A 20,817-nucleotide genomic window follows, 5' to 3' on the forward strand; every position below is an offset into this window, starting at 1 on the left:
TCTTTTTCGTTTGCCGCATTTTCCGAATCGTCCGGCGGGTCCGGCTGCTTCGAAAACGCTCTAGATACCCAGCAGGGCGGCGGCCCGGCGGAGCAGATATTTATTATATTCCTTGACCAGCACGGTCAGGCTGGGGCGGCTGGGGACCGCATCATAGACCAGCTCCACCCGCGCGGGGAGCGCCTGTCGCAGCTCGAAGGCGGCGCGGCGCATATGCCAGTCCGTCGTGATCAGGCGGACCGTCATCGGCTTCCCCTTGTCGCGGCGGCCGATCCAGCGCGCGGTTTCCAGCGCATTGGAACGGGTGTCGATGGCTTCGCGGCCCAGGGTCACGCAACAATCGAACAGCCGGCGCGGCGTGTGATAGCGCACAGCCAGTTCCTGCGCCCGCACCGACCGGTCGACGCCCGAAATCAGCACCCGGCGGCTCGCCCCGGCCCTTAGCAGCGCCAGGCCGCGATCCACCCGCCCTGCCCCGCCGGTCAGCACCACGATCGCATCGGTGGTGCGTTCGTCCAGCGGCTGGGGCAGCAGCAACGCGAACCAGGCAAAGCCCAATATCCAGGCCAGCACCAGCAGCGATGTGAACCGCGCGATCACAGCCGCCGCCCCAGGGCACGCAGCACCGTCATCCGCGCCGTCAGCGTCGCCAGCGCCACGCCGGCGACCGGCAGCGCGACCAACGCGGCCCAGGCAAGGGGCGAGAGCGCCGTCGCCTGCAGCAGTTCCGATCCCGTCGCGGCCAGCCGCTGCCCGACCAGCAGGATGGCCAGCAGCGCCACGACAAAGCCCAGCGCCGATCCGAACAGCGCATCCAGCGCGATCCGCCGCTGGAACAGGCGGGCGATCTGCACATCGGTCGCGCCCATCAGGTGCAGGATGTCGATCGTCCCCTGATGCGCATCATAGGCACTGCGCGCCGCCAATATGACGACGGCGCCCGTCGCCACCGCCATCAGCAGCACCAACGCCAGGGCGATCCACCCGAGCGTGGCGGTAAGGCCCGCCACCGGCGCCAGGAAATCGGCATGGGCTTCCACCCGGGCCTGCGGCGCGATCCGTTCCACCAGCCGCCTGAGCCCGATTATGCCCGGCCCGCCCTTTCCCTGACCTTGGCCCAGACCTTGGCCCAGACCTTGGCCTTGCCCCAGTTCCACGTCGATCAGCGCCGGAACGGGCAGCATGTCGCCTTCGACATCGCTGCCCAGCCATGGGCGCAGCTGCGCCATCAGCACATCCTCCGCCACCGGGCGGACCGAAAGGATGCCGGGGGCGCCGCGCAGCCCGCCGGTCAAGGCCCTGACCGCCTGCGCCCGGCGTTCGGCATCGGCCTCCACGATCTGGATCGTCGCGCCGCCCGCCAGGTCCGCGCTCATCGCCCGCGTGGCCGAGGAAAGCGCGAGCGCCGCCGCCCCGGCCAGCACCATCAGGCACATCATGATGGCGATCACCCAGGGCATCGGCCCGGCCACGCGGCCTTCGGGCAACAGCCGGTTGCGGGCCGCCGTCGCGCTGCCCCCGCCTCTTGTCGGGCGCGCCATTGTCATGCCGGTTCCACCTGGCGCGGGGGATAGCGCAGCGATCCGGTGGGGTCGGCCAGCCGCCCCTTGTCCAGCCGCATCATCTGCGCGCCCGGCACCCGGTTGATCAGCGGCAGGTCGTGGGTCGCGACCACGATGGTCGTCCCCAGCCGGTTGAGCGCCTCGAACAAGGAGAGCAGCCGCTGCGCCATGTCCGGATCGACGTTACCCGTCGGCTCGTCCGCCACCAGAATCTCCGGCCGGCCGATCACCGCGCGGGCGATGGCGACGCGCTGCTGCTCGCCGCCCGAAAGCGTCGCCGGGCGCGCATCGGCCCTGTCCGCCAGCCCGACCCAGGTCAGCATCTCCTCCACCGGCGCGGCGATCGCCGATTCCTCCAGGCCGGACACGCGCAGGGGCAAGGCGATATTGTCGGCGGCCGACAGATGCGGCACCAGCCGGAAATCCTGGAACACCACGCCGATGCGCCGCCGAAACCCGGGCAGGCGGCGGCGCGGCAATGTCACCACATCTTCGCTGAACAGGCGGATGACGCCCCGGCTGGGGCGCTGCGCCAGATAGAGCAGCTTCAGCAGCGACGTCTTCCCCGCGCCGGACGCGCCCGTGAGGAAATAGAATCCGCCGCCGTGAAGCGAGAAACTGACATCGGACAGCGTCTCCGCGCCCAGCCCATAGCGCAGGCCCACATTCTCGAACTGGACGATGCTGGACATCGAAAAACCCTGTGAAAAACCGTGTATCTGCCCCCTTCGCGCGTCCATGCCGCGCGCCCCGGACCCGAGCCATCGCACAGGCGGGAAGGCCCGTAAAGCCTGCCGCGGGACAGGACGCCTGTGCAGTGCAGCAGCGTCGGTGCTTGCCCTCGACTCCCGCTGGTGCTTATGAAGCGGAATGATCCTGCTGTGTCCGAACTGCGCCACACGTTACATCGTGCCCGACAATGCGATCGGGCCGGTCGGGCGGCAGGTCCGCTGCGCCTCCTGCAAGCATAGCTGGTTCCAGGAGGCAGCGCCGCTGCCATCCCCTCCCGCCGCGCCGGCGGAAGCGCCCCAGCCGGCCCCGCTTGCCTCGGCCCCGCTCACCTCGCCCCCCCTCACCTCACCGGCGTCTCCTGTGGAAGCGCCGCCTCCCCCGCCACCGGTGCGGGCAGCGGAATCGGCGGTTGCAGATCCGGTTGCACCGGTAGCAGCAGCCGATGAGCCGGATGATGAACAGGCTGGCGAAGCGGCCCCGGTCGCTCCGGCGGTCGCGGCCCCCATTTTTCCGGCCAGCGCGGCCGAGACCCCGGATTGGGCGGCGGAAGGGAGCAGCTTCGCGCCCGAGCCGCCCTTCCGCGCCCGTCGCAACCCGGCAAAGCTGTGGACCGCTGCCGCCATTGCCTTCGCGCTGGCGATCAGCGCCGCCGCCGGCGCCGTCTATATGTTCGGCATGCCCAGCTGGGCGGTGAATCTGGGGCTGGTCGCCGACAATGGCGAGCCTGACCTGCTCTTCTATCTCTCCAAGCCCGCCGAGCGGCGCAAATTGCCCACGGGCGAGGAATATTTCGCCTTCAGCGCGCGAATCGTGAACAGCGGCGACCGCGACCTTTCCGTGCCGCCGGTGCTGGTGGAACTGCGCGACAAGCAGGAACGGCTGGTGTTCAGCTGGACGACCAAGGCGGACAAGGGCCGGCTGAAGCCCGGGGAGGAAGCCGCGATCAACGAAAGCCGGCTGGATATCCCCAAAAATGCCGAGAATCTCTCGCTGACCTTCGTCGACAAGAGCCGCTGAGGCGCGGATATCGGGCCATGGCGCCCCTGTTCGCGCGACAATTGCGATTTCCCATGGTCCGCATGTAAAAGGGCGGCTTGCAACGCCCATCGGGAGTTGCTAATGGCCAGCGCCTACCAGGTGCCGGCCCGTCCGGTTCCCCTTGAAATGTGCGGTCGTGGCGGAACTGGTAGACGCGCAACGTTGAGGTCGTTGTGGCCGAAAGGCCGTGGAAGTTCGAGTCTTCTCGACCGCACCATTTCAATATTTTCCGACATGATATCAAAGTGATAGACGGGCATTACGCCCGCCCTACACTTTGTGTCCAGCCGCCGCGCAACCCACCATCCGGGCGCGGCATCCCCGTCTCAGATACGCTCGCCGGACAGGCGCAGGCACAGCATGTCGAGCTGATCCAGCGTGGAATAGCGCAAGGTCAGCGTGCCGGCCTGCCCGGTCGGCAGATGGGCGATTTCCACCTTCAGGCCCAATATGTCCGCCAGATGCTCTTCCAGCGCCGCCAGATCAGGGTCCTTGTTATATGCATGGACATCCAGCTTGGGCAGCCTGACCGAATCGCCACCGCGGCTGGTGCGCACCAGCTTTTCGGTATCGCGCACCGAAAGCCCCTTCGCCTCGACCGTCCGCGCCAGCCCCTCGCAATCGGGTGCGCCGATCAGCGCGCGGGCATGGCCCATGGTCAGCCGCTGCTCGACCACGGCCTGCTGCACGACGGCGGGCAGATCGAGCAGGCGCATCAGGTTGGCGATATGGCTGCGGGATTTCCCGACCAGCCGGCCCAGTGCCTCCTGGCTATGGCCGAATTCGGCGATCAGCTTGCGATAGGCCTCCGCCTCCTCGATCGGGTTCAGGTCCTCGCGCTGGATATTTTCGATCAGCGCGATTTCCAGCGTTTCGGCTTCGCTGAATTCGCGCACGATGGCCGGGATGCGATGCAGCTGCGCCTTTTGCGCGGCGCGCCAACGGCGTTCGCCCGCAACGATCTGATAACCGCCGCCAAAGGGCCGCACGATGATCGGCTGGATGACGCCCCGCTTGCTGATGCTGTCGGCCAGTTCCTGCAGCGCGTCGGCGTCGAAGTGCCTGCGGGGCTGCTCAGGATGCGGCTTTATAAGCGCGATTTCAATGCTTTGGATTGATTTTCCACCGGCGCCATCATTGGCGGCGGGGCTCGACGCGACCGGCGCTTCCTGTGCGACATCGCCCAGCAATGCGGAAAGGCCCCTGCCCAGCCCGTGGGGCCGGCGGATGGGCTTTACGGCCTTGTCACCCTCGCTCACGCGGCAATCTCCTGTGCGGGCAGGCGACCGATCAATTCACGCGCCAATTGCATATAGGCTTCGGACCCTGAACAGCGATAATCATAGATGAGTGCCGGCACGCCATGGCTGGGCGCCTCCGACAGCCGCACATTGCGGGGAATGACGGTGCTGAACACGACATCGCCCAGGCAGGCCCGCACATCGTCGGCCACCTGATCGGTCAGGCGATTGCGCCGGTCATACATGGTGAGCGCGACCCCCATGATCGACAGGCCGGGATTGAACCGCCCGCGAATACGCTCGACCGTCTGCAACAGCTGCGACAGGCCTTCGAGCGCAAAAAATTCGCACTGGAGCGGCACCAGCAGCGCGCGCGCCGCGACCATGGCATTGATGGTGAGCAGGCCGAGCGACGGCGGGCAATCGATCAGGCAGATATCCCAGCGCCCCTCCTGCCCGGCGTTCAACGCCGCGTCGAGGCGGTGGGTGCGCTCTTCATAATCGATCAGTTCGATCTCCGCACCCGACAGATCCTGGGTCGCGGTGACGATGTCCAGCTTGGGAATGCGCGTGGGCATCACCGCTTCGTCCAGCGTGCAATCGCCGATCAACAGGTCGTAGCTCGACCGACTGCGTTCGGCATGGGAGATGCCCAGCCCGGTCGACGCATTGCCCTGCGGATCGAGGTCGATCAGCAGCGTGCGGTGGCCGGTCGCCGCCAGCGCCGTCGCCACGTTGATCGCGGTGGTGGTCTTGCCCACCCCACCCTTCTGGTTGGCGATAGCGATACGGATCATGTGCGGCCCCTTCGCTTGCGCACCTGCTTGGCGACGACAATCGCGCTTTCTGCATCGGTGACGCTTTGTTCCACGTGAAACATACCCTGCCACGTCGGACCGATGCTTTCCAATTCATTCTTCCAGTTTCTGCCTTTTGGCAGCAGCCAGAGAGTCGAGTCGTTCGCCAGATGCGCCGAACCGGAAAGAAGACGGGGCATGGGCGCGAAAGCGCGCGCGGAAATCACGGCCGCGGGCTCATCGATCTGGAGCGTTTCCGCCCTGCCCTCCCATAATCGTGCATTATCCAGGCCGAGCGTTTCGATCACATGCGCCAGAAATTCGGTCCGCTTGCGCCGGGATTCCACCATCAGCACCGGCCAGTCCGTCAGGATCGCCACCACGATCCCCGGCAATCCCGCCCCGGAACCCAGGTCGATCCAGCCGCCCGCCGTCGCTTTGCCGGCCATCGGAATGAGCTGCGCACTATCGACAATATGCCGCGCCCAGACATGCTCCCTGGTCGATTCCGCGATCAGATTCTGCCGGCTCATCTCATCGAACAGCAGGGCGATATAGGCTTCCAGCCGTTCCAATGTTCCACGTGGAACAGAAAGACGGTCCGCCAACCAGGCGCGCGCCTCGTCTTCCGTCACGCCGCGCGCCGTGTCACATGGACGAGGATCGCGGCGACGGCGGCCGGCGTCACGCCACGAACGCGCGCGGCCGCCGCCAGGGTTTCCGGCCGCGCCAGTTCCAGCCGCTCCCGCATCTCCAAAGAAAGTCCCCCTATCGCCCCATAATCCAGACTCTCCGGAATGCGCACGGCTTCATTGTGCCGCATGTCCCGAAGCTCGGCCGCCTGCCGTTCCAGATATGGCGCATAGCGGGCATCCTCCAGAATCTCCGCGCGCAGGGTCTCATCGGCCTGCCCCAAAGCGGGTGCCAACGCGACCAACAATGCCTCGCTCACTTCAGGGAAACGCGCCCATGCAAACAGGGTACGGCGCATGCCGTCCTGCCGGACCGGCGCGCCGGCCTTGGCCATCTCCGCGGTGGTGAAGCTGCGTTCCAGTTGCGCGTCGATCGCGGACCGTTGCGCCTTCCGAGCATGCCACCGGGCCCGGCGCTCTTCGCCGATCAAGCCATGGGCGATACCCAGGCCCGTCAACCGCGTCGCCGCATTGTCCGCACGCAGGCTCAGTCGATATTCCGCCCGCGCAGTCAGCATGCGATAGGGTTCGGTCACGCCCTGCAGCACGAGGTCGTCTATCATCACGCCGATATAGCTGCTACCACGATCCAGGATCAGGGGCGGACGATCCAACGCATGGGCGGCCGCATTCGTGCCAGCCACCAGCCCCTGCGCCGCCGCCTCTTCATAGCCGGTAGTGCCATTGATCTGGCCGGCGCAGAAGAGGCCCGGCATCGCCGCCAGTTCCAGGGTCATGTTGAGCGCGCGCGGATCGACATGATCATATTCGACGGCATAACCCGGCACGGCGATCTTCGCCTGCTCAAGCCCGGCGACGGACTGGATCATGGCCAATTGCACATCGCTGGGCAACGATGTGCTGATGCCGTTGGGATAGACAAGCGCGTCGTCCAACCCCTCCGGTTCCAGAAAGATCTGGTGCCCTTCCCGATCGCCGAAGCGGACAACCTTGTCCTCGATCGACGGGCAATAGCGTGGACCGCGCCCTTCGATCGCGCCGCTGAACAATGGCGAGCGGCTCATGCCCTCGCGGATGATGTCATGGGTCCGGTTGTTGGTCCGCGTGATCGCGCAGGCCAGTTGCGGCAACAAGCGCCGCGATGTGAGGGAAGACATCGTCCAGCCGCCGCCGTCCGATGGCTGCTCCTCCAGACGCGCCCAGTCTATCGTGCGGCCATCGATCCGCGGCGGCGTGCCGGTCTTGAGCCGCGCCATCGGCAGGCCCAATGCGCGCAGCTGCTCAGCCATCGCGGTCGAGGCCCGCTCACCCACGCGGCCACCGACCTCCCGTTCCTCGCCCCGGAACAGGCGGCCGCCAAGGAATGTTCCGGTCGCCAATATGACGGCGCGGGCGCGGATGAGACGGCCGTCCGCGAGGAACACACCGGCGATGGCCCCCTGTTCCACGTGGAACAATGCGGCTTCGCCCTCGACGATATCCAGACCATCCGTCGCCGCGAGCAATACCTGGATCGCAGCGCGGTAGCGCTTGCGGTCGGCCTGGATACGTGGGCCCTGAACCGCCGTGCCCTTGCTCGCATTCAGCATGCGGTGATGGATCGCGGCGGCGTCTGCCGCCCGCGCCATCAACCCGTCGAGCGCATCGACCTCCCGGACCAGATGCCCCTTGCCCAATCCCCCGATGGCCGGGTTGCAGGACATGGCGCCCACCGTCTCGCGCGAGAAGGTGAGCAAGGCCGTCGCCGCGCCCATGCGCGCCGCCGCTCCCGCTGCCTCGCAACCGGCATGGCCGCCTCCGACCACGATCACATCATATACTGTCCGCATCGCCCGCTCTTACGGGATTTGATTTATCCGGTCAAAGCACTGTTCCACGTGGAACACCCAACGGCATCATTTGCCGATGCAGAAATTGCCGAACAGGGCATCGAGCATCGCTTCCGTGCCCGACCGGCCGGTCAACGCATCGATCGCCCGCCGGGCCTCGCGCAGATGCTCGGCGACCAGCAGCATGTCCGCCTGCGCCAATGCCTCACCCAGCGCATCGGTCATCGCATGGACCGCCGCGCGCTGACGCGCATGTAGGGCATAGTCTCCCTCCCCCGGCAGCAGCGCGCGGGCACGGGCGAGCAACAGGTCGCGCAATTCGTCCATCCCCTCCCCTGTCACGGCGGAGAGTTGAAGGTCAGCGCCCGCCGCATCATGCCCCGGCTCATCCATCCGCGCCGCAATCCGCACGGCGCCCTCGGGTGCGTCGTTCACCGGGCCGAGCCACAAGATGATGTCGGCCGCCGCAATCGCCTGCGCCGCGCGATCCATCCCGATCGCCTCGACGGCGTCGTCCGTTTCGGCGCGAAGCCCGGCGGTGTCGGTCAGGAGAAACGCGATGCCGGCGATGGCGACGGGCACTTCGATGCGATCCCGGGTGGTGCCGGCGATGGGCGAGACAATCGCCGCCTCTCGCCCGGCCAGCGCATTCAGCAATGTCGACTTACCGGCATTGGGCGGCCCAGCGAGCACGACACGAATGCCATCGCGCAAGCGCTCGGCATGCGGCCGCATGGATTCCGCGACGACCGCCCCGTGCAATGCCCCGATGCCGGCGACGATCATGCCCTCGATCCCCGCATCCGGCACATCATCTTCATCGGAGAAATCGAGCGCCGCCTCGACAAGGGCGGACAGGCGCAGCAGCTCCGCTTCCCAGTCCGCCACCAGCCGGGAAAAGCCGCCTTCCGCCATGGCCAGCGCGGCGCGGCGCTGGGACTGGGTTTCCGCCATCAGCAGATCGGCCAGACCCTCCGCGGCGTTCAGGTCCATCCGGCCATGTTCGAAGGCGCGTCGGGTGAACTCTCCCGGTGCGGCCAATCGCAATCCCGGAAGCTTTGCCAGCGCATCCAGGATCGCCGCGATCACCGCCCGGCCGCCATGACAGTGAAATTCGGCAAGATCCTCGCCCGTCGCCGCATCGGGTCCGGGGAACCACAGCAGCAGGCCGCGGTCGATCAGTTCGCCGCCGTCGGGATCACGCAGCGTCGACAGACTGGCGCGGCGCGGGGCCGGCATGCGCCCGGCCAGGGCTTTCATGGCGTCGCCCGCCGCCGGGCCGCTGACACGAATGATGCCGATGGCGGCAGGCGGCAGGCCGCCCGATGACGCGAAGATGGTATCCAGAACTAAATACCTGATTATTCGTCTTTTTTTGTCGATGTGCTGGCGCCGGCAAGGCCGATGTCCATCATCTGCTTGAACAGCTTGATACCGGTTTCGCCCATCGGCGAAAAACTGCGGATCAGATTCTGCATCTGATCCATGCTGACCTGCCCATTCATGCTTTCCATCATGGTCTGCACATATTTGTCATGGATCGGCGATAAGTCAGGCAGGCCCAGGAACCCACGTGCTTCTTCGGGTGTGCAATCGACATTGAAGGTGATCTTCATGGGCTCCGTCCTTCCCGCCTAGCGCGGCGTTCCCGCCTTCATGCCGCATGGCGCGGGTAAATGCCAGTTCCGCGCGCAAATGCCCCAATCCGCATCGCTGACCGCTTCCGTCCCTCTTTCCGCCATGGCATAGACGACCATCCACAGCGCATTTGCATTCATGTTTTCAGGAGTATGATCGATGGGTGAATTCACCGCCATCACCACCTTTGAGGGCGAGGGCGCGTTCGACGCCTATGTCGCGACGCCCGCAGCGCCCGCGAAGGCCGCGATCGTCGTCATCCAGGAAATCTTCGGCATCAATCCCGGCATCCGGCAGAAATGCGAAAAATGGGCCAAGGCCGGTTATCTCGCCATCGCGCCCGACCTCTTCTGGCGGATCAAGCCCCATATCGAGCTTGACCCCGACGTGCCCGAAGAGATGCAGCAGGCCCTGGGCCTTTACGGCCAGTTCGATCAGGACCAGGGCATTCGAGACATAGAGGCGACGATCAAGGCGGTGCGCACGATGCTGCCCGAAGGCGGCAAGATCGGTTGCGTCGGCTATTGCCTGGGCGGGCGCCTGGTCTTCATGTCCGCCTGCCGGACGGATGGCGATGCGTTTGTCGGCTATTATGGCGTCGGCATCGACGGGCTGCTGGTGGAACAGCATGCGATCGGCAAGCCGGTGATGCTGCACATCCCCACAGCCGACGGCTTCGTATCGCCCGAAACGCAGAAAGCGATGCATGACGGGCTGAAGGACAACCGGCATGTGACCCTTCACGACTATGAGGGGATGGACCATGGTTTCGCGGTGGAAAGCGGCAAGCGGCGCAATGATGCCGCCGCCACGCTGGCCGACGGCCGCACCGCGGAATTCTTTGCCGCCGCGCTGCTGTGAGCACCGGAATGACAGCGGATATCGCAGAAGGCTGGCGCCTTGTGGTACGGACGCCGGGCGGGCCGGAGGCGATCGTGCGGGAAGGCTTTGCCCTTCCCGCGCCCGGCCCCGGCGAACTGCTGATAGCGCAGGATGCCGTTGGCCTCAACTTCATCGACACCTATTATCGCAGCGGGCTCTATCCGGCGGAACCGCCCTTTACGCTCGGTTCGGAAAGTGCCGGCCATGTGATCGCGCTGGGTGATGGCGTCACCGGCTTTGCAGTGGGCGACCGGGTGGGCTGCGCCAGCGGCCTTGGCGCTTATGCGACGCACCGGATCATAGCGGCCGACCGCGCAGTGCATATTCCCGATGGCATCAGCCTGGAGGATGCCGCGGCGATGATGCTGAAGGGCATGACCGCCTGCTATCTTGCCGAAGACACGATATCGCTGGGCAGGGGCCAGGTGGCGCTGGTGCATGCGGCGGCGGGCGGCGTGGGCTCCGTGCTGGTGCCCTGGCTGATGGACAAGGGCGTGACGGTGATCGCCCATTGCGGATCGGCGGAAAAGGCGGCGCTGGTGAAGGCCGATCACAGCCTGCATGGGCCGTTCGACACGCTGGCGGCCAGGGTGCGCAACCGGACGGACGGCAAGGGCGTGGACGTGGTCTATGACGGCGTGGGCAAGGACAGCTGGGCGGTCTCGCTCGCCTGCCTCAAGCGGCGCGGCCTGATGGTCAGCTATGGCAATGCCTCTGGCGCGGTGCCGCCCGTCAGCCTGCTGGAATTGAGCCGGGGCGGATCGCTCTATGTCACCCGCCCCACTCTGTTCGACTATATCGCGACGGCCGAAGAACTTGCACACACCGCTGGCCGGCTGTTCGACCGAATGGAACGCGGCGTGGTGAAGGCGGTGATCGGCCAGCGTTTCGCCCTGGCGGACGCCGCCGAGGCGCATCGTGCGCTGGAGGGACGGAAAACGACGGGATCGACGGTACTCATCCCTTGAATTTACTTGCTCCTAGAGCGTTTTTCGATCATTCCGGATCATACCCGCATGACCTGAAGTAGCTGGTGCATTCGTGGGGCTGGAAGATGTCGAGGAGTTTGCCGATCAAACTCCACAGGCCGCTAACGGTACGCTCGCCCGCCTTACGGAGCATGGCCTTGAGGCGGGAGAATGCCTTCTCGATCGGGTTGAAGTCCGGGCTATAGGGCGGGAGAAAGCGCAGTGTAGCGCCGGCTGCTTCGATCCTGTCCTGCACTGCCGCCCGTTTGTGGCTCGACAGGTTATCCATGATCACAGTGTCGCCAGGCCGAAGCTCGGGCACAAGCACCTGGGCAACGTAGGCTTCGAACCAGTCGCCGTTGATCGGGCCGTCGAGTACCATCGGTGCGACCATGCCCGTCATGCGCAGACCCGCTACCAAAGTCGTGGTCTTTCGGTGTCCATGCGGGAAGCCCATCCGCAGCCGCTCGCCTTTCGGGCAACGACCGTGGCTTCGGGTCATGTTGGTCGCGGTCCAGGTTTCGTCGATGAAGACCAGGCGTTCCGGCTCGAGATCGAGTTGACCCTCGAACCAGTCCTGACGCTGCTTCAGGACGTCAGGCCGGTCCTGCTCTATCGCATGACCTGTCTTTTTTTGCGCGTCAGTCCCCGTCGAACGAAAAAGCGATGTAGCCCGGCAACGGAAACATCCATGCCCTTGTCAGCCAGCGCCGAACGCAGTTCTTCGAGGGTGATGTCCCTGCGCCCCTCCCAAATGGCCAGAATGTCCGCTGCCCGCTCTTCCATCCGCCGCGAGCGCATATCGCCGCCACGTGGCTTTGGGGCAAAGTCACCCGTCTCGCGCTGTTGTGCCCGCCAGCGGACTGCCGTTGATGCTGCAACACCAAACCGGGCTGCCGCAGCACGGCAACTCGATCCGCTATCCACCGCTGCCAATAGCCGAGAGCGCAAATCCATTGAGAGAGCCATCCATGCCGGCCTCCTTCACCAGCACGGATTCTGAACCACAAATCGCGGCCGAGGGGAATCCCTCGCGATTCAGAACGGTCGAAAACCGCTCTAAATGCCAGCTTCCGCGCACATTTTCTGGAGGATTGGCAAATCAACCTTTAGATTGCCTCGCTTTTTCATTTCATAAGCGTCGACTACGCTTATCACAGCACTACTCGCAGCTTTCAGGTCGATCATGAAACCAAATGCAAGCTGACCTGAAGCGGTTAGACTCTCGATATTTCGGTTATCAATTATGTAAGCCTCTTCTTTCCCCACGAAGAGACGTACACCTAACGTTGTTACCAAAGCTCGTGCTGCATTACGATCTTCGGATAGACCCTCAATTTCAGCAATTTTTCGGATCACAGTTTTTATACGAGCAGGCCGCATACCAATTTCAAGCATTCGATTAATAGATCGGAGAATGAGAAGATCTAAAAATGTGTATTTTCTCGCTCGGCCATGACGCCGGTCTTGGAAATTCTCACGGATGAAAATTCCTTCTCGCTCGAGATGTCCAAGCATCCAAGGCTTTTCAAATCCGGCCAGTCGACTGACTTCCGCTGCTGTAAATTCTGCCTCCATTTCCTGAGTAATGCGCAAAACTCATTATCAAACAAGAAGAACAAGACAGCAACCCAATATATAGGTTCTCGACTAAGTATCAGTCACAGGATGTTGATATGGTCGTCGCAGAAATCAGTTTTACTCACCTGAACGATTGGCGAGGCCAGCTCCGGGATACCGAAACTGGTTCAAAAATTGGTGGAGAATGGCGCGCAGAGCAACGAGGACAACTCATCGGAATGATGCGCAGTAAAGTTCCTCTCAGCCATCTACAATTTGTAGATTCCGAGCGGATACTTTAGGCAAACAGCGTCAGGATGCCCACATTGTGATCCACGATGCCCTCGTAGATCATCTTCACCGCCACATAGACGATCACGGCCAGACCGATATAGGCGATCCAGCGGAAGCGCTCGATATATTTGGCGATGATGTTGGCGGCGATGCCCATCAGCGCGACCGACAGGATCAGGCCGATGATGAGGATGCCGGGATGGTCGCGCGCGGCACCGGCCACCGCCAGCACATTGTCGAGGCTCATCGAGACGTCGGCAATGGCCACGGCCCAGGCGGCAGCGGCAAAGCTCTTTGCCGGACGCAGGCCGGAAATATCGTCATCGGTCGGATCGTCGGGCGTATCGCCGCCCCGCTTGGGGTGCAGCTCGCGCCACATCTTCCAGCTGACCCACAGCAGCAGCAGGCCGCCGGCAAGGATCAGGCCGACAATCTGCATCAGCTGGCTGACGACCAGCGCAAAACCGATGCGCAGCACCAGAGCGGCGATGATGCCGATCATGATGACCTTCTTGCGCTGCGCGACGGGCAGTCCGGCGGCGAGCGCGCCGACCACGATCGCATTGTCGCCGGCCAGCAGCACGTCGATCATCAGCACCTGGCCAAAGGCGGCGAGCGCGCTGGCAGACCCGATGTTCGAGAAATCGGTGACGATATGATCCACCACCGTCCCAAAAGAGAGCGGCACGGCAGCAGCGGAGGCAATGAGCATGTCAAGCATGGCAGGCTGATGTCACTCGCTTTTACTGGTTCATCGAGTCGAAGAAATCTTCGTTGGTCTTGGAGTCCTTCATCTTGTCGAGCAGGAACTCCATGGCGTCGACCGTGCCCATCTGCATGAGGATGCGGCGAAGCACCCACATCTTGGAGAGCTTGGCCTTGTCGACCAGCAGCTCTTCCTTGCGGGTGCCGGACTTGCCGACATCCAGTGCCGGGAAGATGCGCTTGTCCGCCACCTTGCGGTCGAGCACGATTTCCGAGTTGCCGGTGCCCTTGAACTCTTCGAAGATCACCTCGTCCATGCGGCTGCCGGTGTCGATCAGCGCGGTCGCGATGATGGAGAGCGAGCCGCCCTCCTCGATGTTGCGCGCGGCGCCGAAGAAGCGCTTGGGGCGCTGCAGGGCGTTGGCGTCGACACCGCCGGTCAGCACCTTGCCCGAAGACGGAACGACGGTGTTGTAGGCGCGGCCGAGGCGGGTGATGGAATCGAGCAGGATGACGACATCCTTCTTGTGCTCGACCAGGCGCTTGGCCTTTTCGATCACCATTTCGGCGACCTGGACATGGCGCTGCGCGGGCTCGTCGAAGGTCGAGGAGACGACCTCGCCCTTCACGCTGCGCTGCATGTCGGTGACTTCCTCAGGGCGCTCGTCGATGAGCAACACGATCAGGAAGACTTCCGGGTGATTGTCCGTGATCGCCTTGGCGATGTTCTGCAGCATCACCGTCTTGCCGACGCGGGGCGGCGCGACGATCAGCGTGCGCTGGCCCTTGCCCTGCGGGCTGATGATGTCGATGACGCGGGCCGACTTGTCCTTGACCGTGGGGTCGACGGTGTCGAGCACCAGCTTCTGTTCGGGATAGAGCGGGGTCAGGTTGTCGAAATTGACACGATGGCGCACCGCGTCGGGATCGTCGAAATTGACCGAGTTCAGTTTGGTCAGGGCGAAATAGCGCTCGCCATCCTTGGGCGCACGAATCTCGCCTTCCACCGTGTCGCCGGTGCGCAGGCCGAATTTGCGGACCTGGTTGGGCGAGACATAGATGTCGTCCGGGCCGGCGAGGAAATTCGCCTGCGGGCTGCGCAGGAAGCCGAAACCGTCGGGCAGCACTTCGATCGTGCCTTCGCCCATGATCTGCTCGCCATTCTCGGCCTCGGCCTTGAGGATAGCGAACATGAGATCCTGCTTGCGCAGCGTCGACGCGCCCTCGACACCCAGTTCCTCCGCCATGGAGACGAGTTCGGCAGGCGTGTTCTTCTTGAGGTCCTTGAGGTGCATCCGCGATGATCCGGGAAATAGAATAAATGGAAGGGGTTGTTCGAGGTCAGACCGGCTCCGGCCCACAAGGCGCGGGCGCCGTCGACTGGGAAGGCGTGGGAATCGTTAGGCGCGGGCCGGGTTCAAGTCAAGCTGGCGCGGGCCCTTAAGGGTTCAGAATGGCCGCACAATGACCAGGACGACGACCAGAGTCACCAATATGCCGGGCACTTCGTTGAGCAATCGCAGCCTCTTGTCGGTCAACGGCCGCTCGCCCCGCGCGAGTTTCTTCACATAGCCGCCGATCCAGCCATGATAGCCAGACAATGCCAGCACCAGCAGGAATTTCAGCTGGAACCAGCCCTGCGACCAGGCGCCCAGCTCCACCATCAGCATCAGGCCGAACAGCCACACCAATGTGATCGAGGGGTTGAGGATGATCTTCAGCAGCTTGCGCTCGCGGTCGATCCACTTCCTGTCCTCGTCCGATCCGGGCGCGCATTCCTGATGATAGACGAAGAATCGCGGCATCATGAACAATCCCGCCATCAGGAAGATGACGAAGATGACATGGGCGGCCTTCACCCACAGATAGGCGTTCCCCAGAAACGGCATCAGCGCGGCTCCCGCACCAGATTGATCAGTGCTTCGACATGGTCCAGCGGCGTGTCGGGCAGGATGCCGTGGCCAAGGTTGAAGATATGGGGCCGGCCGGCCAGCGCGGCGCGGATGTCGGCCACCGCCGCGCGCACCGCCTCGCCGCCCGCGATCAGCGCCAGCGGATCGAGATTGCCCTGGACGGGCATGCCGGCGGGCAGCACGGCATCGGCCCACCAGGGATCGACCGTTTCATCCAGCCCCACCGCGTCCACGCCCGTCTGCCGCGCATAATCGGCGAGCTTCGCGCCGGCGCCCTTGGGGAAGCCGATCAGCGGCACGTCCGGATGCAGGGCCTTCAACCGTTCCACGATGCGGGCATTGGGCGCGATCACCCAACGGTCGAATTCGCGCGGGGCAAGGCTGCCGGCCCAGCTGTCGAACAGCTGCACCGCTTCTACCCCCGCCGCGATCTGGCCGGAGACATAGGTGACGGTCGTATCGACAATGGCGTCGATGATCGCCTGGAACCTGGCCGGATCGCCATAAGCGAGGCGCCGGGCCGCGCCCTGATCCTTGCTGCCCTGCCCCGCCACCATATAGGTCGCGATCGTCCAGGGGCTGCCGGCAAAGCCCAGGAAAGTGACATCGGGGGCGAGCGTGGCCTTCACCTGCCGCACCGTTTCGTAGATCGCCTCGAAATGCCCGAAATTGGGGATGAGCACGGACAGGTCGCTGGCCGCGAGGATCGGGGCTAGGCGCGGCCCCTCGCCCGCCTCGAACCACAGCATCTGTCCCATCGCATAGGGGACGATCAGGATGTCGGAAAAGAGGATCGCGCCGTCAAAGCCGAAGCGGCGCAGCGGTTGCAAAGTCACCTCCGCGGCGGCGGCGCTGTCATAGACCAGTTCGAGGAATCCGCCCTTTTCCGCTCGCAGCGCCCGATATTCGGGCAAATAGCGGCCCGCCTGGCGCATCAGCCACAGCGGCGGCACCTCCGGGATGGCGCCGCGCAGCACGTCGAGCAGGGGCTTTCCCCTGCCCCGTCCTTCGGCGCTGGTCTCGGGCGCGGTGCGCTCCATGTCGGTCAACCGGTCGACTCCACTCATAATATAAAGACTTTATTAAAAGGTTGTTGGAAGTTGTTGGTCGGTTGGCAGCGGGGTTTATGCATTGTGCCCGCTTTTGCCAACAGATTGACTCATCGGCTCTACGGATTTCCCCGTGAGTCATCGCGGTTGTCCCCGTTATCCACAGGCTGTGGATGGAATTTTCCGCCTGTGCGCCGCCTGTGGATGAATCGCCGGACAGCGTGCGTGAAAGTGGCCGGGCGACTTATCCACCATTCTCTCCCTTGCTTTATCCACAAGGGGCCAACAGAACAGTCCCCATGACGCGGTTGCACCTCCATCTCCTGTCCGACTCCACCGGCGAAACGCTGGAAAACATCGCCAAGGCGGGCATCGCCCAGTTCGAGAATGTCGAGGCGATCCGGCATTTCTGGCCGATGGTGCGCTCCGACGTGCATCTCGACCGGATCATGCAGGAAATCGCGCAGCATCCCGGGCTCGTGCTCTTCACCCTCTCCAACCCGCTGCTGCGGCGCAATCTGGAAAACCGCTGCCGCGCGCTCGGCCTGCCGCATGTCGCCGCGCTGGATACGGTGACGGATGCGATGTCGAACATCCTGGGGCAGGAAACGCGCAACCGGCCGGGCCGCAAGCACATCCTGGACGAAGCCTATTTCGCGCGGATTGAGGCGATCCAGTTCACCATCGCGCATGACGACGGGGTCGCGCATGAGAATTGGGAGGAGGCCGACATCATCCTGGCCGGGGTGTCGCGCGCGTCGAAGACGCCGACGTCCATCTATCTCGCCAATCGCGGCTACAAGACGGCGAACATCCCGCTGGTACCCGAATCCCCGCCGCCCGACAGCCTCTATCGCCTCAAGCATCCGATGGTCGTGGGGCTGACCATCGGCCCGGACCGGCTGGTGCAGGTGCGGCGCAACCGGCTGCTGTCGCTCAACCAGGCGCCGGAAACCGCCTATGTCGACCTGGAGCAGGTGCAGGCCGAGCTTGCCTTTGCCCGGCGGATCTTCGCCGACAATGACTGGCCGGTGATCGACATGACCCGCCGTTCGATCGAGGAAGCGGCCGCGGCGATCATCAATATCTTCCACGAACGCGTGCTGGGCGCGGGCAGCGGTTCGACGGGGAGCGGTTTGGCCGGGAGTGGTCCGGGGGGCGCGGCAGGGGGCGAGATCGTGCCATGACCCTGATCCTCGCCTCGCAAAGCGCCAGCCGCCGGGCGCTGCTCGCGGCGGCGGGCGTGCCGTTCGAAGCGGTCTCGCCGGGCGTCGACGAGGACAGCGCAAAGGAAGCGCTGCGCGCCGACGGCCTCAACGCCCGCTCGCTTGCCGATGCACTGGCGGAACTCAAGGCGGTGAAACTCTCCCGCCGGGCGCCGGGCGACCTGGTGCTGGGCTGCGACCAGACCCTGTCGCTGGACGATGGCACGATGATCGACAAGGCGGTGGACCGGGCCGACGCGGCGCGGATATTGCGGCTTCTTTCCGGGCGGACCCATAGACTCCACAGCGCGGCGGTGGTCGCGCAGGGCGGCATCCCCGTCTGGCGCCATATCGAGCGGGTGGCGATGACCGTCAGGCCGTTGTCCGACGATTTCATCGCCGCCTATCTGGACGGCGACTGGGACGATTGCCGCTGGTGCGTCGGCTGCTATCGGATCGAGGGGCCGGGCGTGCAACTGTTCAGCCGGATCGAGGGCAGCCAGTTCGCGATTCAGGGGCTGCCGTTGCTGCCGCTGCTTGACTTCCTGCGCCTGCGCGGTGTTGTGGCGACATGACGGACAAGAGCGGACATGATAGCAACGGCAGCGGTGGCCTTCCCTATGCGGAGGTGATCGGCGACCCCATCATCCACAGCAAATCGCCGCTGCTCCACAATTTCTGGCTGCAAAAGCTGCAGATCGAGGCGGAGTATCGCAAGACGCATGTGACGCCGGACGGGCTTGCGGCCTATTTCCTGCAGCGCCGGGCGGACCCGGACTGGCTGGGCTGCAACGTCACCCTGCCCCACAAGATCGCGGTGATGGACTATACCGACGATCCGGGCGGAGTGCGCGAGCGGATCGGCGCGATGAACACCATCGCCTGCGAAACCGGCAGGCCGCTGGTGGGCACCAACACCGATGCCGGCGGTTTCCTGCAGCCGCTGATCCGCGACACATGGCGCGGCGACCATGCGGTGCTGATCGGCGCCGGCGGCGCGGCGCGGGCGATCCTGTTCGCGCTGTCGACCTTTGGCGTGCCGCGCATCACCGTGATGGTGCGCGATGTGGCGAAGGGCCGGGCGCTGCTGGACCGTGCCGGGCTTTCGGGCGACGTATTGGCGCTGACCGATCCGGTGCCGGCGGCCGACCTGCTGGTCAACAGCAGCCCGCTGGGCATGACCGGGAAGCCGCCGCTGGAGATCGACATCTCGCACCTGGGCAAGCACGCGACCGTCTATGACATCGTCTATGCGCCGCTGGAAACGCCGCTGCTGGCGCAGGCCCGCGCTCTGGGCCTGAAGACGATCGACGGGCTGGAAATGCTGATCGGCCAGGCGGCGCTGGCCTTCGACATCTTTTTCGATGCGCAGGCGCCGCGCGAGCATGATGCGGAACTGCGCGCGCTGCTGATGGCATGAAGCCCCGCAACATCTGGGGTTTGACCGGGTCCATCGGCATGGGGAAGTCCGCCGTGGTGCAGATGCTGCGCACGCTGCGCGTGCCGGTGTTCGATGCCGATGCGGAGGTTCACCGGATGCAGGGCCCCGGCGGCATATTGATCCCGGCGATCGAGGCGCGCTTTCCCGGCACCACCGGTCCGGCGGGAGTCGATCGGCCGAAGCTGGGCGCCGCGGTGTTCGACAAGCCGCATGAACTCAAGGCGCTGGAGCGGATCGTCCACCCCGCCGTCCATGCCGCGCGGGCGCTATTCCTGCGCCGTTATCGGGCAAGGCCGCTGGTCGTGCTCGACATCCCCCTGCTGTTCGAAGGCCATGGCGAACGGCGACTCGCGGGCGTTATCGTCGTGTCCGCGCCGGAATGGAAACAGCGGCGCCGGGTGCTGGCGCGGCCGGGCATGACGGAAGGAAAATTCCGCCGAATCCGCCATTTGCAGATGCCGGACGCGGAAAAGCGCCGGCGCGCCACCTATGTCGTGGACACGGGCGGCACCTTTGATCGCACGCGCGGGCAGATTCGGACGGTCGTCGCTTGCCTTCGCGGCCAAGCGCGCCGATAACGAAGATCAAGAGTCGGAAGAGGCGATGCGCGAAATCATCTTCGACACCGAGACCACGGGATTCGATCCCGCAACGGGCGACCGGATGGTCGAAATCGGCTGTATCGAGCTTATCAACAGGGTGCCGACCGGCATCACCTTCCACGCCTATTATAATCCGCAGCGCGCCATGCCTTCGGCGGCCGAGGCGGTGCATGGCCTGTCCGACCAGTTCCTGAACGACAAGCCTCTCTTTGCCCATGGCGTGGACGAGCTGCTGGCGTTTCTGGGCGATTGCCCGCTGGTCGCCCATAATGCCCGGTTCGACTTCGGCTTCCTCAACCATGAATTGAAGCTGTGCGGGCGCGACGCCGTGTCGATGGACCGGATGATCGATACGGTGGCGATGGCGCGGCAGCTGCATCCGGGCGCCAAGCACAGCCTGGACGCGCTCTGCACCCGTTATGGCATCGATCGCAGCCATCGCGTGAAGCATGGCGCGCTGCTCGACGCCGAATTGCTCGCCCAGCTCTATATCGAGCTGCGCGGGGGCCGACAGATCGGCCTGACCCTGGCCACCATCGAAGAGGAACGACAGGAAAGGCAACCGGATGTGCATGCCATGCAGGCGGCGCGCCCGGTTCGCCCCGCACGGCCCCACCAGGCCAGCGCGGAGGAGCTGGAGCGGCACAGGGCGTTCGTCGCAACGCTGGACCGGCCGCTCTGGCTTGACGGGGTTCAACCGGCCTGACC

24 protein-coding genes and 1 tRNA gene are annotated in these 20,817 nt (G+C 64.7%); 10 read left to right on the plus strand and 15 right to left on the minus strand.

Features of this window, described 5'->3' with window-relative positions:
* Positions 1-60: 60 nt before the first annotated feature.
* The 3 genes from WFP78_RS11235 to ftsE are packed head-to-tail and all read right to left on the minus strand — an operon-like array spanning position 61 to position 2,254.
* A complete protein-coding gene (locus WFP78_RS11235; protein ID WP_336961949.1) occupies positions 61-600 on the minus strand; it encodes a YdcF family protein in 540 nt (179 codons plus the stop codon).
* The gene (locus WFP78_RS11240; protein WP_336961952.1) at positions 597-1,547 is read right to left on the minus strand and encodes a cell division protein FtsX; all 951 of its coding nucleotides are present in this window, start codon (positions 1,545-1,547) and stop codon (positions 597-599) included. The genes WFP78_RS11235 and WFP78_RS11240 overlap by 4 nt, the downstream gene beginning before the upstream one ends.
* On the minus strand, positions 1,544-2,254 hold the full coding sequence (ftsE, locus tag WFP78_RS11245; protein ID WP_336961954.1) for a cell division ATP-binding protein FtsE: 711 nt from the start codon (positions 2,252-2,254) through the stop codon (positions 1,544-1,546). The genes WFP78_RS11240 and ftsE overlap by 4 nt, the downstream gene beginning before the upstream one ends.
* Before the next feature lie 178 nt (positions 2,255-2,432).
* On the opposite strand from ftsE, the gene WFP78_RS11250 reads away from it, so the two are divergent.
* Together WFP78_RS11250 and WFP78_RS11255 are read left to right on the plus strand one after the other, a co-directional pair.
* Positions 2,433-3,311, plus strand: a complete 879-nt coding sequence (locus WFP78_RS11250) for an MJ0042-type zinc finger domain-containing protein (RefSeq protein ID WP_336961957.1) — start codon at positions 2,433-2,435, stop codon at positions 3,309-3,311.
* 151 nt (positions 3,312-3,462) lie between these two features.
* A tRNA-Leu gene (locus tag WFP78_RS11255) sits at positions 3,463-3,549 on the plus strand.
* A 109-nt stretch (positions 3,550-3,658) separates the two neighbouring features.
* On the opposite strand, the gene WFP78_RS11260 is transcribed toward WFP78_RS11255, so the two are convergent.
* The 6 genes from WFP78_RS11260 to WFP78_RS11285 form a co-directional block, all read right to left on the minus strand.
* Positions 3,659-4,591, minus strand: a complete 933-nt coding sequence (locus WFP78_RS11260; protein ID WP_336961960.1) for a ParB/RepB/Spo0J family partition protein — start codon at positions 4,589-4,591, stop codon at positions 3,659-3,661.
* Positions 4,588-5,370: a ParA family protein gene (locus WFP78_RS11265; protein ID WP_336961963.1), complete on the minus strand. Its 783-nt coding sequence runs from the start codon at positions 5,368-5,370 to the stop codon at positions 4,588-4,590. Before WFP78_RS11265 ends, WFP78_RS11260 begins: the two co-directional genes overlap by 4 nt.
* The gene (gene rsmG / locus WFP78_RS11270) at positions 5,367-6,005 is read right to left on the minus strand and encodes a 16S rRNA (guanine(527)-N(7))-methyltransferase RsmG (protein WP_336961967.1); all 639 of its coding nucleotides are present in this window, start codon (positions 6,003-6,005) and stop codon (positions 5,367-5,369) included. Before rsmG ends, WFP78_RS11265 begins: the two co-directional genes overlap by 4 nt.
* A complete protein-coding gene (mnmG, locus tag WFP78_RS11275; RefSeq protein ID WP_336961970.1) occupies positions 6,002-7,852 on the minus strand; it encodes a tRNA uridine-5-carboxymethylaminomethyl(34) synthesis enzyme MnmG in 1,851 nt (616 codons plus the stop codon). The genes rsmG and mnmG overlap by 4 nt, the downstream gene beginning before the upstream one ends.
* A gap of 66 nt (positions 7,853-7,918) precedes the next feature.
* Entirely contained in the window at positions 7,919-9,199 is a 1,281-nt protein-coding gene (mnmE, locus tag WFP78_RS11280; protein ID WP_336962341.1) for a tRNA uridine-5-carboxymethylaminomethyl(34) synthesis GTPase MnmE, read from the minus strand.
* A gap of 14 nt (positions 9,200-9,213) precedes the next feature.
* Positions 9,214-9,468 carry a DUF6489 family protein gene (locus WFP78_RS11285; protein WP_336961973.1) on the minus strand — a complete coding sequence of 85 codons (255 nt, stop codon included), beginning with the start codon at positions 9,466-9,468 and terminating at the stop codon, positions 9,214-9,216.
* 181 nt (positions 9,469-9,649) lie between these two features.
* On the opposite strand from WFP78_RS11285, the gene WFP78_RS11290 reads away from it, so the two are divergent.
* Both WFP78_RS11290 and WFP78_RS11295 read left to right on the plus strand, forming a co-directional pair.
* Positions 9,650-10,351: a dienelactone hydrolase family protein gene (locus WFP78_RS11290; protein WP_336961975.1), complete on the plus strand. Its 702-nt coding sequence runs from the start codon at positions 9,650-9,652 to the stop codon at positions 10,349-10,351.
* An 8-nt stretch (positions 10,352-10,359) separates the two neighbouring features.
* The gene (locus WFP78_RS11295; protein WP_336961978.1) at positions 10,360-11,340 is read left to right on the plus strand and encodes a quinone oxidoreductase family protein; all 981 of its coding nucleotides are present in this window, start codon (positions 10,360-10,362) and stop codon (positions 11,338-11,340) included.
* Positions 11,341-11,368: 28 nt separating this feature from the next.
* Here WFP78_RS11295 and WFP78_RS11300 read toward each other — a convergent pair.
* A protein-coding gene (locus tag WFP78_RS11300) for an IS630 family transposase (protein WP_336961981.1) occupies positions 11,369-12,309 on the minus strand; the annotation gives its coding sequence in 2 pieces (ribosomal slippage) (positions 11,369-11,964 and positions 11,964-12,309; 942 coding nt in all).
* Positions 12,310-12,399: 90 nt separating this feature from the next.
* Positions 12,400-12,918 carry a MerR family transcriptional regulator gene (locus WFP78_RS11305; RefSeq protein ID WP_336961984.1) on the minus strand — a complete coding sequence of 173 codons (519 nt, stop codon included), beginning with the start codon at positions 12,916-12,918 and terminating at the stop codon, positions 12,400-12,402.
* A 98-nt stretch (positions 12,919-13,016) separates the two neighbouring features.
* Here WFP78_RS11305 and WFP78_RS11310 point away from each other — a divergent pair, with 98 nt between their 5' ends.
* A complete protein-coding gene (locus WFP78_RS11310; protein ID WP_336961986.1) occupies positions 13,017-13,202 on the plus strand; it encodes a hypothetical protein in 186 nt (61 codons plus the stop codon).
* On the opposite strand, the gene WFP78_RS11315 is transcribed toward WFP78_RS11310, so the two are convergent.
* The 4 genes from WFP78_RS11315 to hemE form a co-directional block, all read right to left on the minus strand.
* Positions 13,199-13,915 (minus strand): YjbE family putative metal transport protein, encoded by a 717-nt coding sequence (locus tag WFP78_RS11315; RefSeq protein WP_336961989.1) that lies wholly within the window; start codon positions 13,913-13,915, stop codon positions 13,199-13,201. The genes WFP78_RS11310 and WFP78_RS11315 overlap by 4 nt on opposite strands.
* Positions 13,916-13,937: 22 nt before the next feature.
* Positions 13,938-15,194, minus strand: a complete 1,257-nt coding sequence (gene rho / locus WFP78_RS11320) for a transcription termination factor Rho (RefSeq protein ID WP_336961992.1) — start codon at positions 15,192-15,194, stop codon at positions 13,938-13,940.
* Positions 15,195-15,347: 153 nt separating this feature from the next.
* The gene (locus WFP78_RS11325) at positions 15,348-15,788 is read right to left on the minus strand and encodes a CopD family protein (protein ID WP_336961995.1); all 441 of its coding nucleotides are present in this window, start codon (positions 15,786-15,788) and stop codon (positions 15,348-15,350) included.
* Positions 15,788-16,852, minus strand: a complete 1,065-nt coding sequence (gene hemE / locus WFP78_RS11330) for a uroporphyrinogen decarboxylase (RefSeq protein WP_336962343.1) — start codon at positions 16,850-16,852, stop codon at positions 15,788-15,790. Before hemE ends, WFP78_RS11325 begins: the two co-directional genes overlap by 1 nt.
* Before the next feature lie 308 nt (positions 16,853-17,160).
* Between hemE and WFP78_RS11335 the strand changes: the two genes are divergently transcribed.
* From WFP78_RS11335 to dnaQ, 5 genes are read left to right on the plus strand one after another with little or no spacing between them, the layout of a single operon-like run.
* A complete protein-coding gene (locus WFP78_RS11335) occupies positions 17,161-18,048 on the plus strand; it encodes a pyruvate, water dikinase regulatory protein (protein ID WP_336961998.1) in 888 nt (295 codons plus the stop codon).
* Positions 18,045-18,641: a Maf family protein gene (locus tag WFP78_RS11340; RefSeq protein WP_336962000.1), complete on the plus strand. Its 597-nt coding sequence runs from the start codon at positions 18,045-18,047 to the stop codon at positions 18,639-18,641. Before WFP78_RS11335 ends, WFP78_RS11340 begins: the two co-directional genes overlap by 4 nt.
* Entirely contained in the window at positions 18,638-19,486 is an 849-nt protein-coding gene (gene aroE, locus WFP78_RS11345; protein WP_336962003.1) for a shikimate dehydrogenase, read from the plus strand. Before WFP78_RS11340 ends, aroE begins: the two co-directional genes overlap by 4 nt.
* The gene (coaE, locus tag WFP78_RS11350; RefSeq protein ID WP_336962006.1) at positions 19,483-20,085 is read left to right on the plus strand and encodes a dephospho-CoA kinase; all 603 of its coding nucleotides are present in this window, start codon (positions 19,483-19,485) and stop codon (positions 20,083-20,085) included. Before aroE ends, coaE begins: the two co-directional genes overlap by 4 nt.
* Before the next feature lie 25 nt (positions 20,086-20,110).
* A complete protein-coding gene (dnaQ, locus tag WFP78_RS11355) occupies positions 20,111-20,815 on the plus strand; it encodes a DNA polymerase III subunit epsilon (RefSeq protein WP_336962009.1) in 705 nt (234 codons plus the stop codon).
* Positions 20,816-20,817: the final 2 nt, after the last annotated feature.

The organism is Sphingobium aquiterrae (assembly GCF_037154135.1).
Taxonomy (GTDB): domain Bacteria; phylum Pseudomonadota; class Alphaproteobacteria; order Sphingomonadales; family Sphingomonadaceae; genus Sphingobium; species Sphingobium aquiterrae.

What these genes read in the sequence shown, in the direction of transcription:
- WFP78_RS11240 (WP_336961952.1), bottom strand. Translation starts at nt 1,547, where the DNA reads ATGACAATGGCGCGCCCGACAAGAGGCGGGGGCAGCGCGACGGCGGCC.
- ftsE (WP_336961954.1), bottom strand. Translation starts at nt 2,254, where the DNA reads ATGTCCAGCATCGTCCAGTTCGAGAATGTGGGCCTGCGCTATGGGCTG.
- WFP78_RS11250 (WP_336961957.1), top strand. Translation starts at nt 2,433, where the DNA reads ATGATCCTGCTGTGTCCGAACTGCGCCACACGTTACATCGTGCCCGAC.
- WFP78_RS11265 (WP_336961963.1), bottom strand. Translation starts at nt 5,370, where the DNA reads ATGATCCGTATCGCTATCGCCAACCAGAAGGGTGGGGTGGGCAAGACC.
- mnmG (WP_336961970.1), bottom strand. Translation starts at nt 7,852, where the DNA reads ATGCGGACAGTATATGATGTGATCGTGGTCGGAGGCGGCCATGCCGGT.
- WFP78_RS11285 (WP_336961973.1), bottom strand. Translation starts at nt 9,468, where the DNA reads ATGAAGATCACCTTCAATGTCGATTGCACACCCGAAGAAGCACGTGGG.
- WFP78_RS11290 (WP_336961975.1), top strand. Translation starts at nt 9,650, where the DNA reads ATGGGTGAATTCACCGCCATCACCACCTTTGAGGGCGAGGGCGCGTTC.
- WFP78_RS11295 (WP_336961978.1), top strand. Translation starts at nt 10,360, where the DNA reads ATGACAGCGGATATCGCAGAAGGCTGGCGCCTTGTGGTACGGACGCCG.
- WFP78_RS11305 (WP_336961984.1), bottom strand. Translation starts at nt 12,918, where the DNA reads ATGGAGGCAGAATTTACAGCAGCGGAAGTCAGTCGACTGGCCGGATTT.
- WFP78_RS11310 (WP_336961986.1), top strand. Translation starts at nt 13,017, where the DNA reads ATGGTCGTCGCAGAAATCAGTTTTACTCACCTGAACGATTGGCGAGGC.
- WFP78_RS11315 (WP_336961989.1), bottom strand. Translation starts at nt 13,915, where the DNA reads ATGCTTGACATGCTCATTGCCTCCGCTGCTGCCGTGCCGCTCTCTTTT.
- rho (WP_336961992.1), bottom strand. Translation starts at nt 15,194, where the DNA reads ATGCACCTCAAGGACCTCAAGAAGAACACGCCTGCCGAACTCGTCTCC.
- WFP78_RS11325 (WP_336961995.1), bottom strand. Translation starts at nt 15,788, where the DNA reads ATGCCGTTTCTGGGGAACGCCTATCTGTGGGTGAAGGCCGCCCATGTC.
- hemE (WP_336962343.1), bottom strand. Translation starts at nt 16,852, where the DNA reads ATGGAGCGCACCGCGCCCGAGACCAGCGCCGAAGGACGGGGCAGGGGA.
- WFP78_RS11335 (WP_336961998.1), top strand. Translation starts at nt 17,161, where the DNA reads ATGACGCGGTTGCACCTCCATCTCCTGTCCGACTCCACCGGCGAAACG.
- WFP78_RS11340 (WP_336962000.1), top strand. Translation starts at nt 18,045, where the DNA reads ATGACCCTGATCCTCGCCTCGCAAAGCGCCAGCCGCCGGGCGCTGCTC.
- aroE (WP_336962003.1), top strand. Translation starts at nt 18,638, where the DNA reads ATGACGGACAAGAGCGGACATGATAGCAACGGCAGCGGTGGCCTTCCC.
- coaE (WP_336962006.1), top strand. Translation starts at nt 19,483, where the DNA reads ATGAAGCCCCGCAACATCTGGGGTTTGACCGGGTCCATCGGCATGGGG.
- dnaQ (WP_336962009.1), top strand. Translation starts at nt 20,111, where the DNA reads ATGCGCGAAATCATCTTCGACACCGAGACCACGGGATTCGATCCCGCA.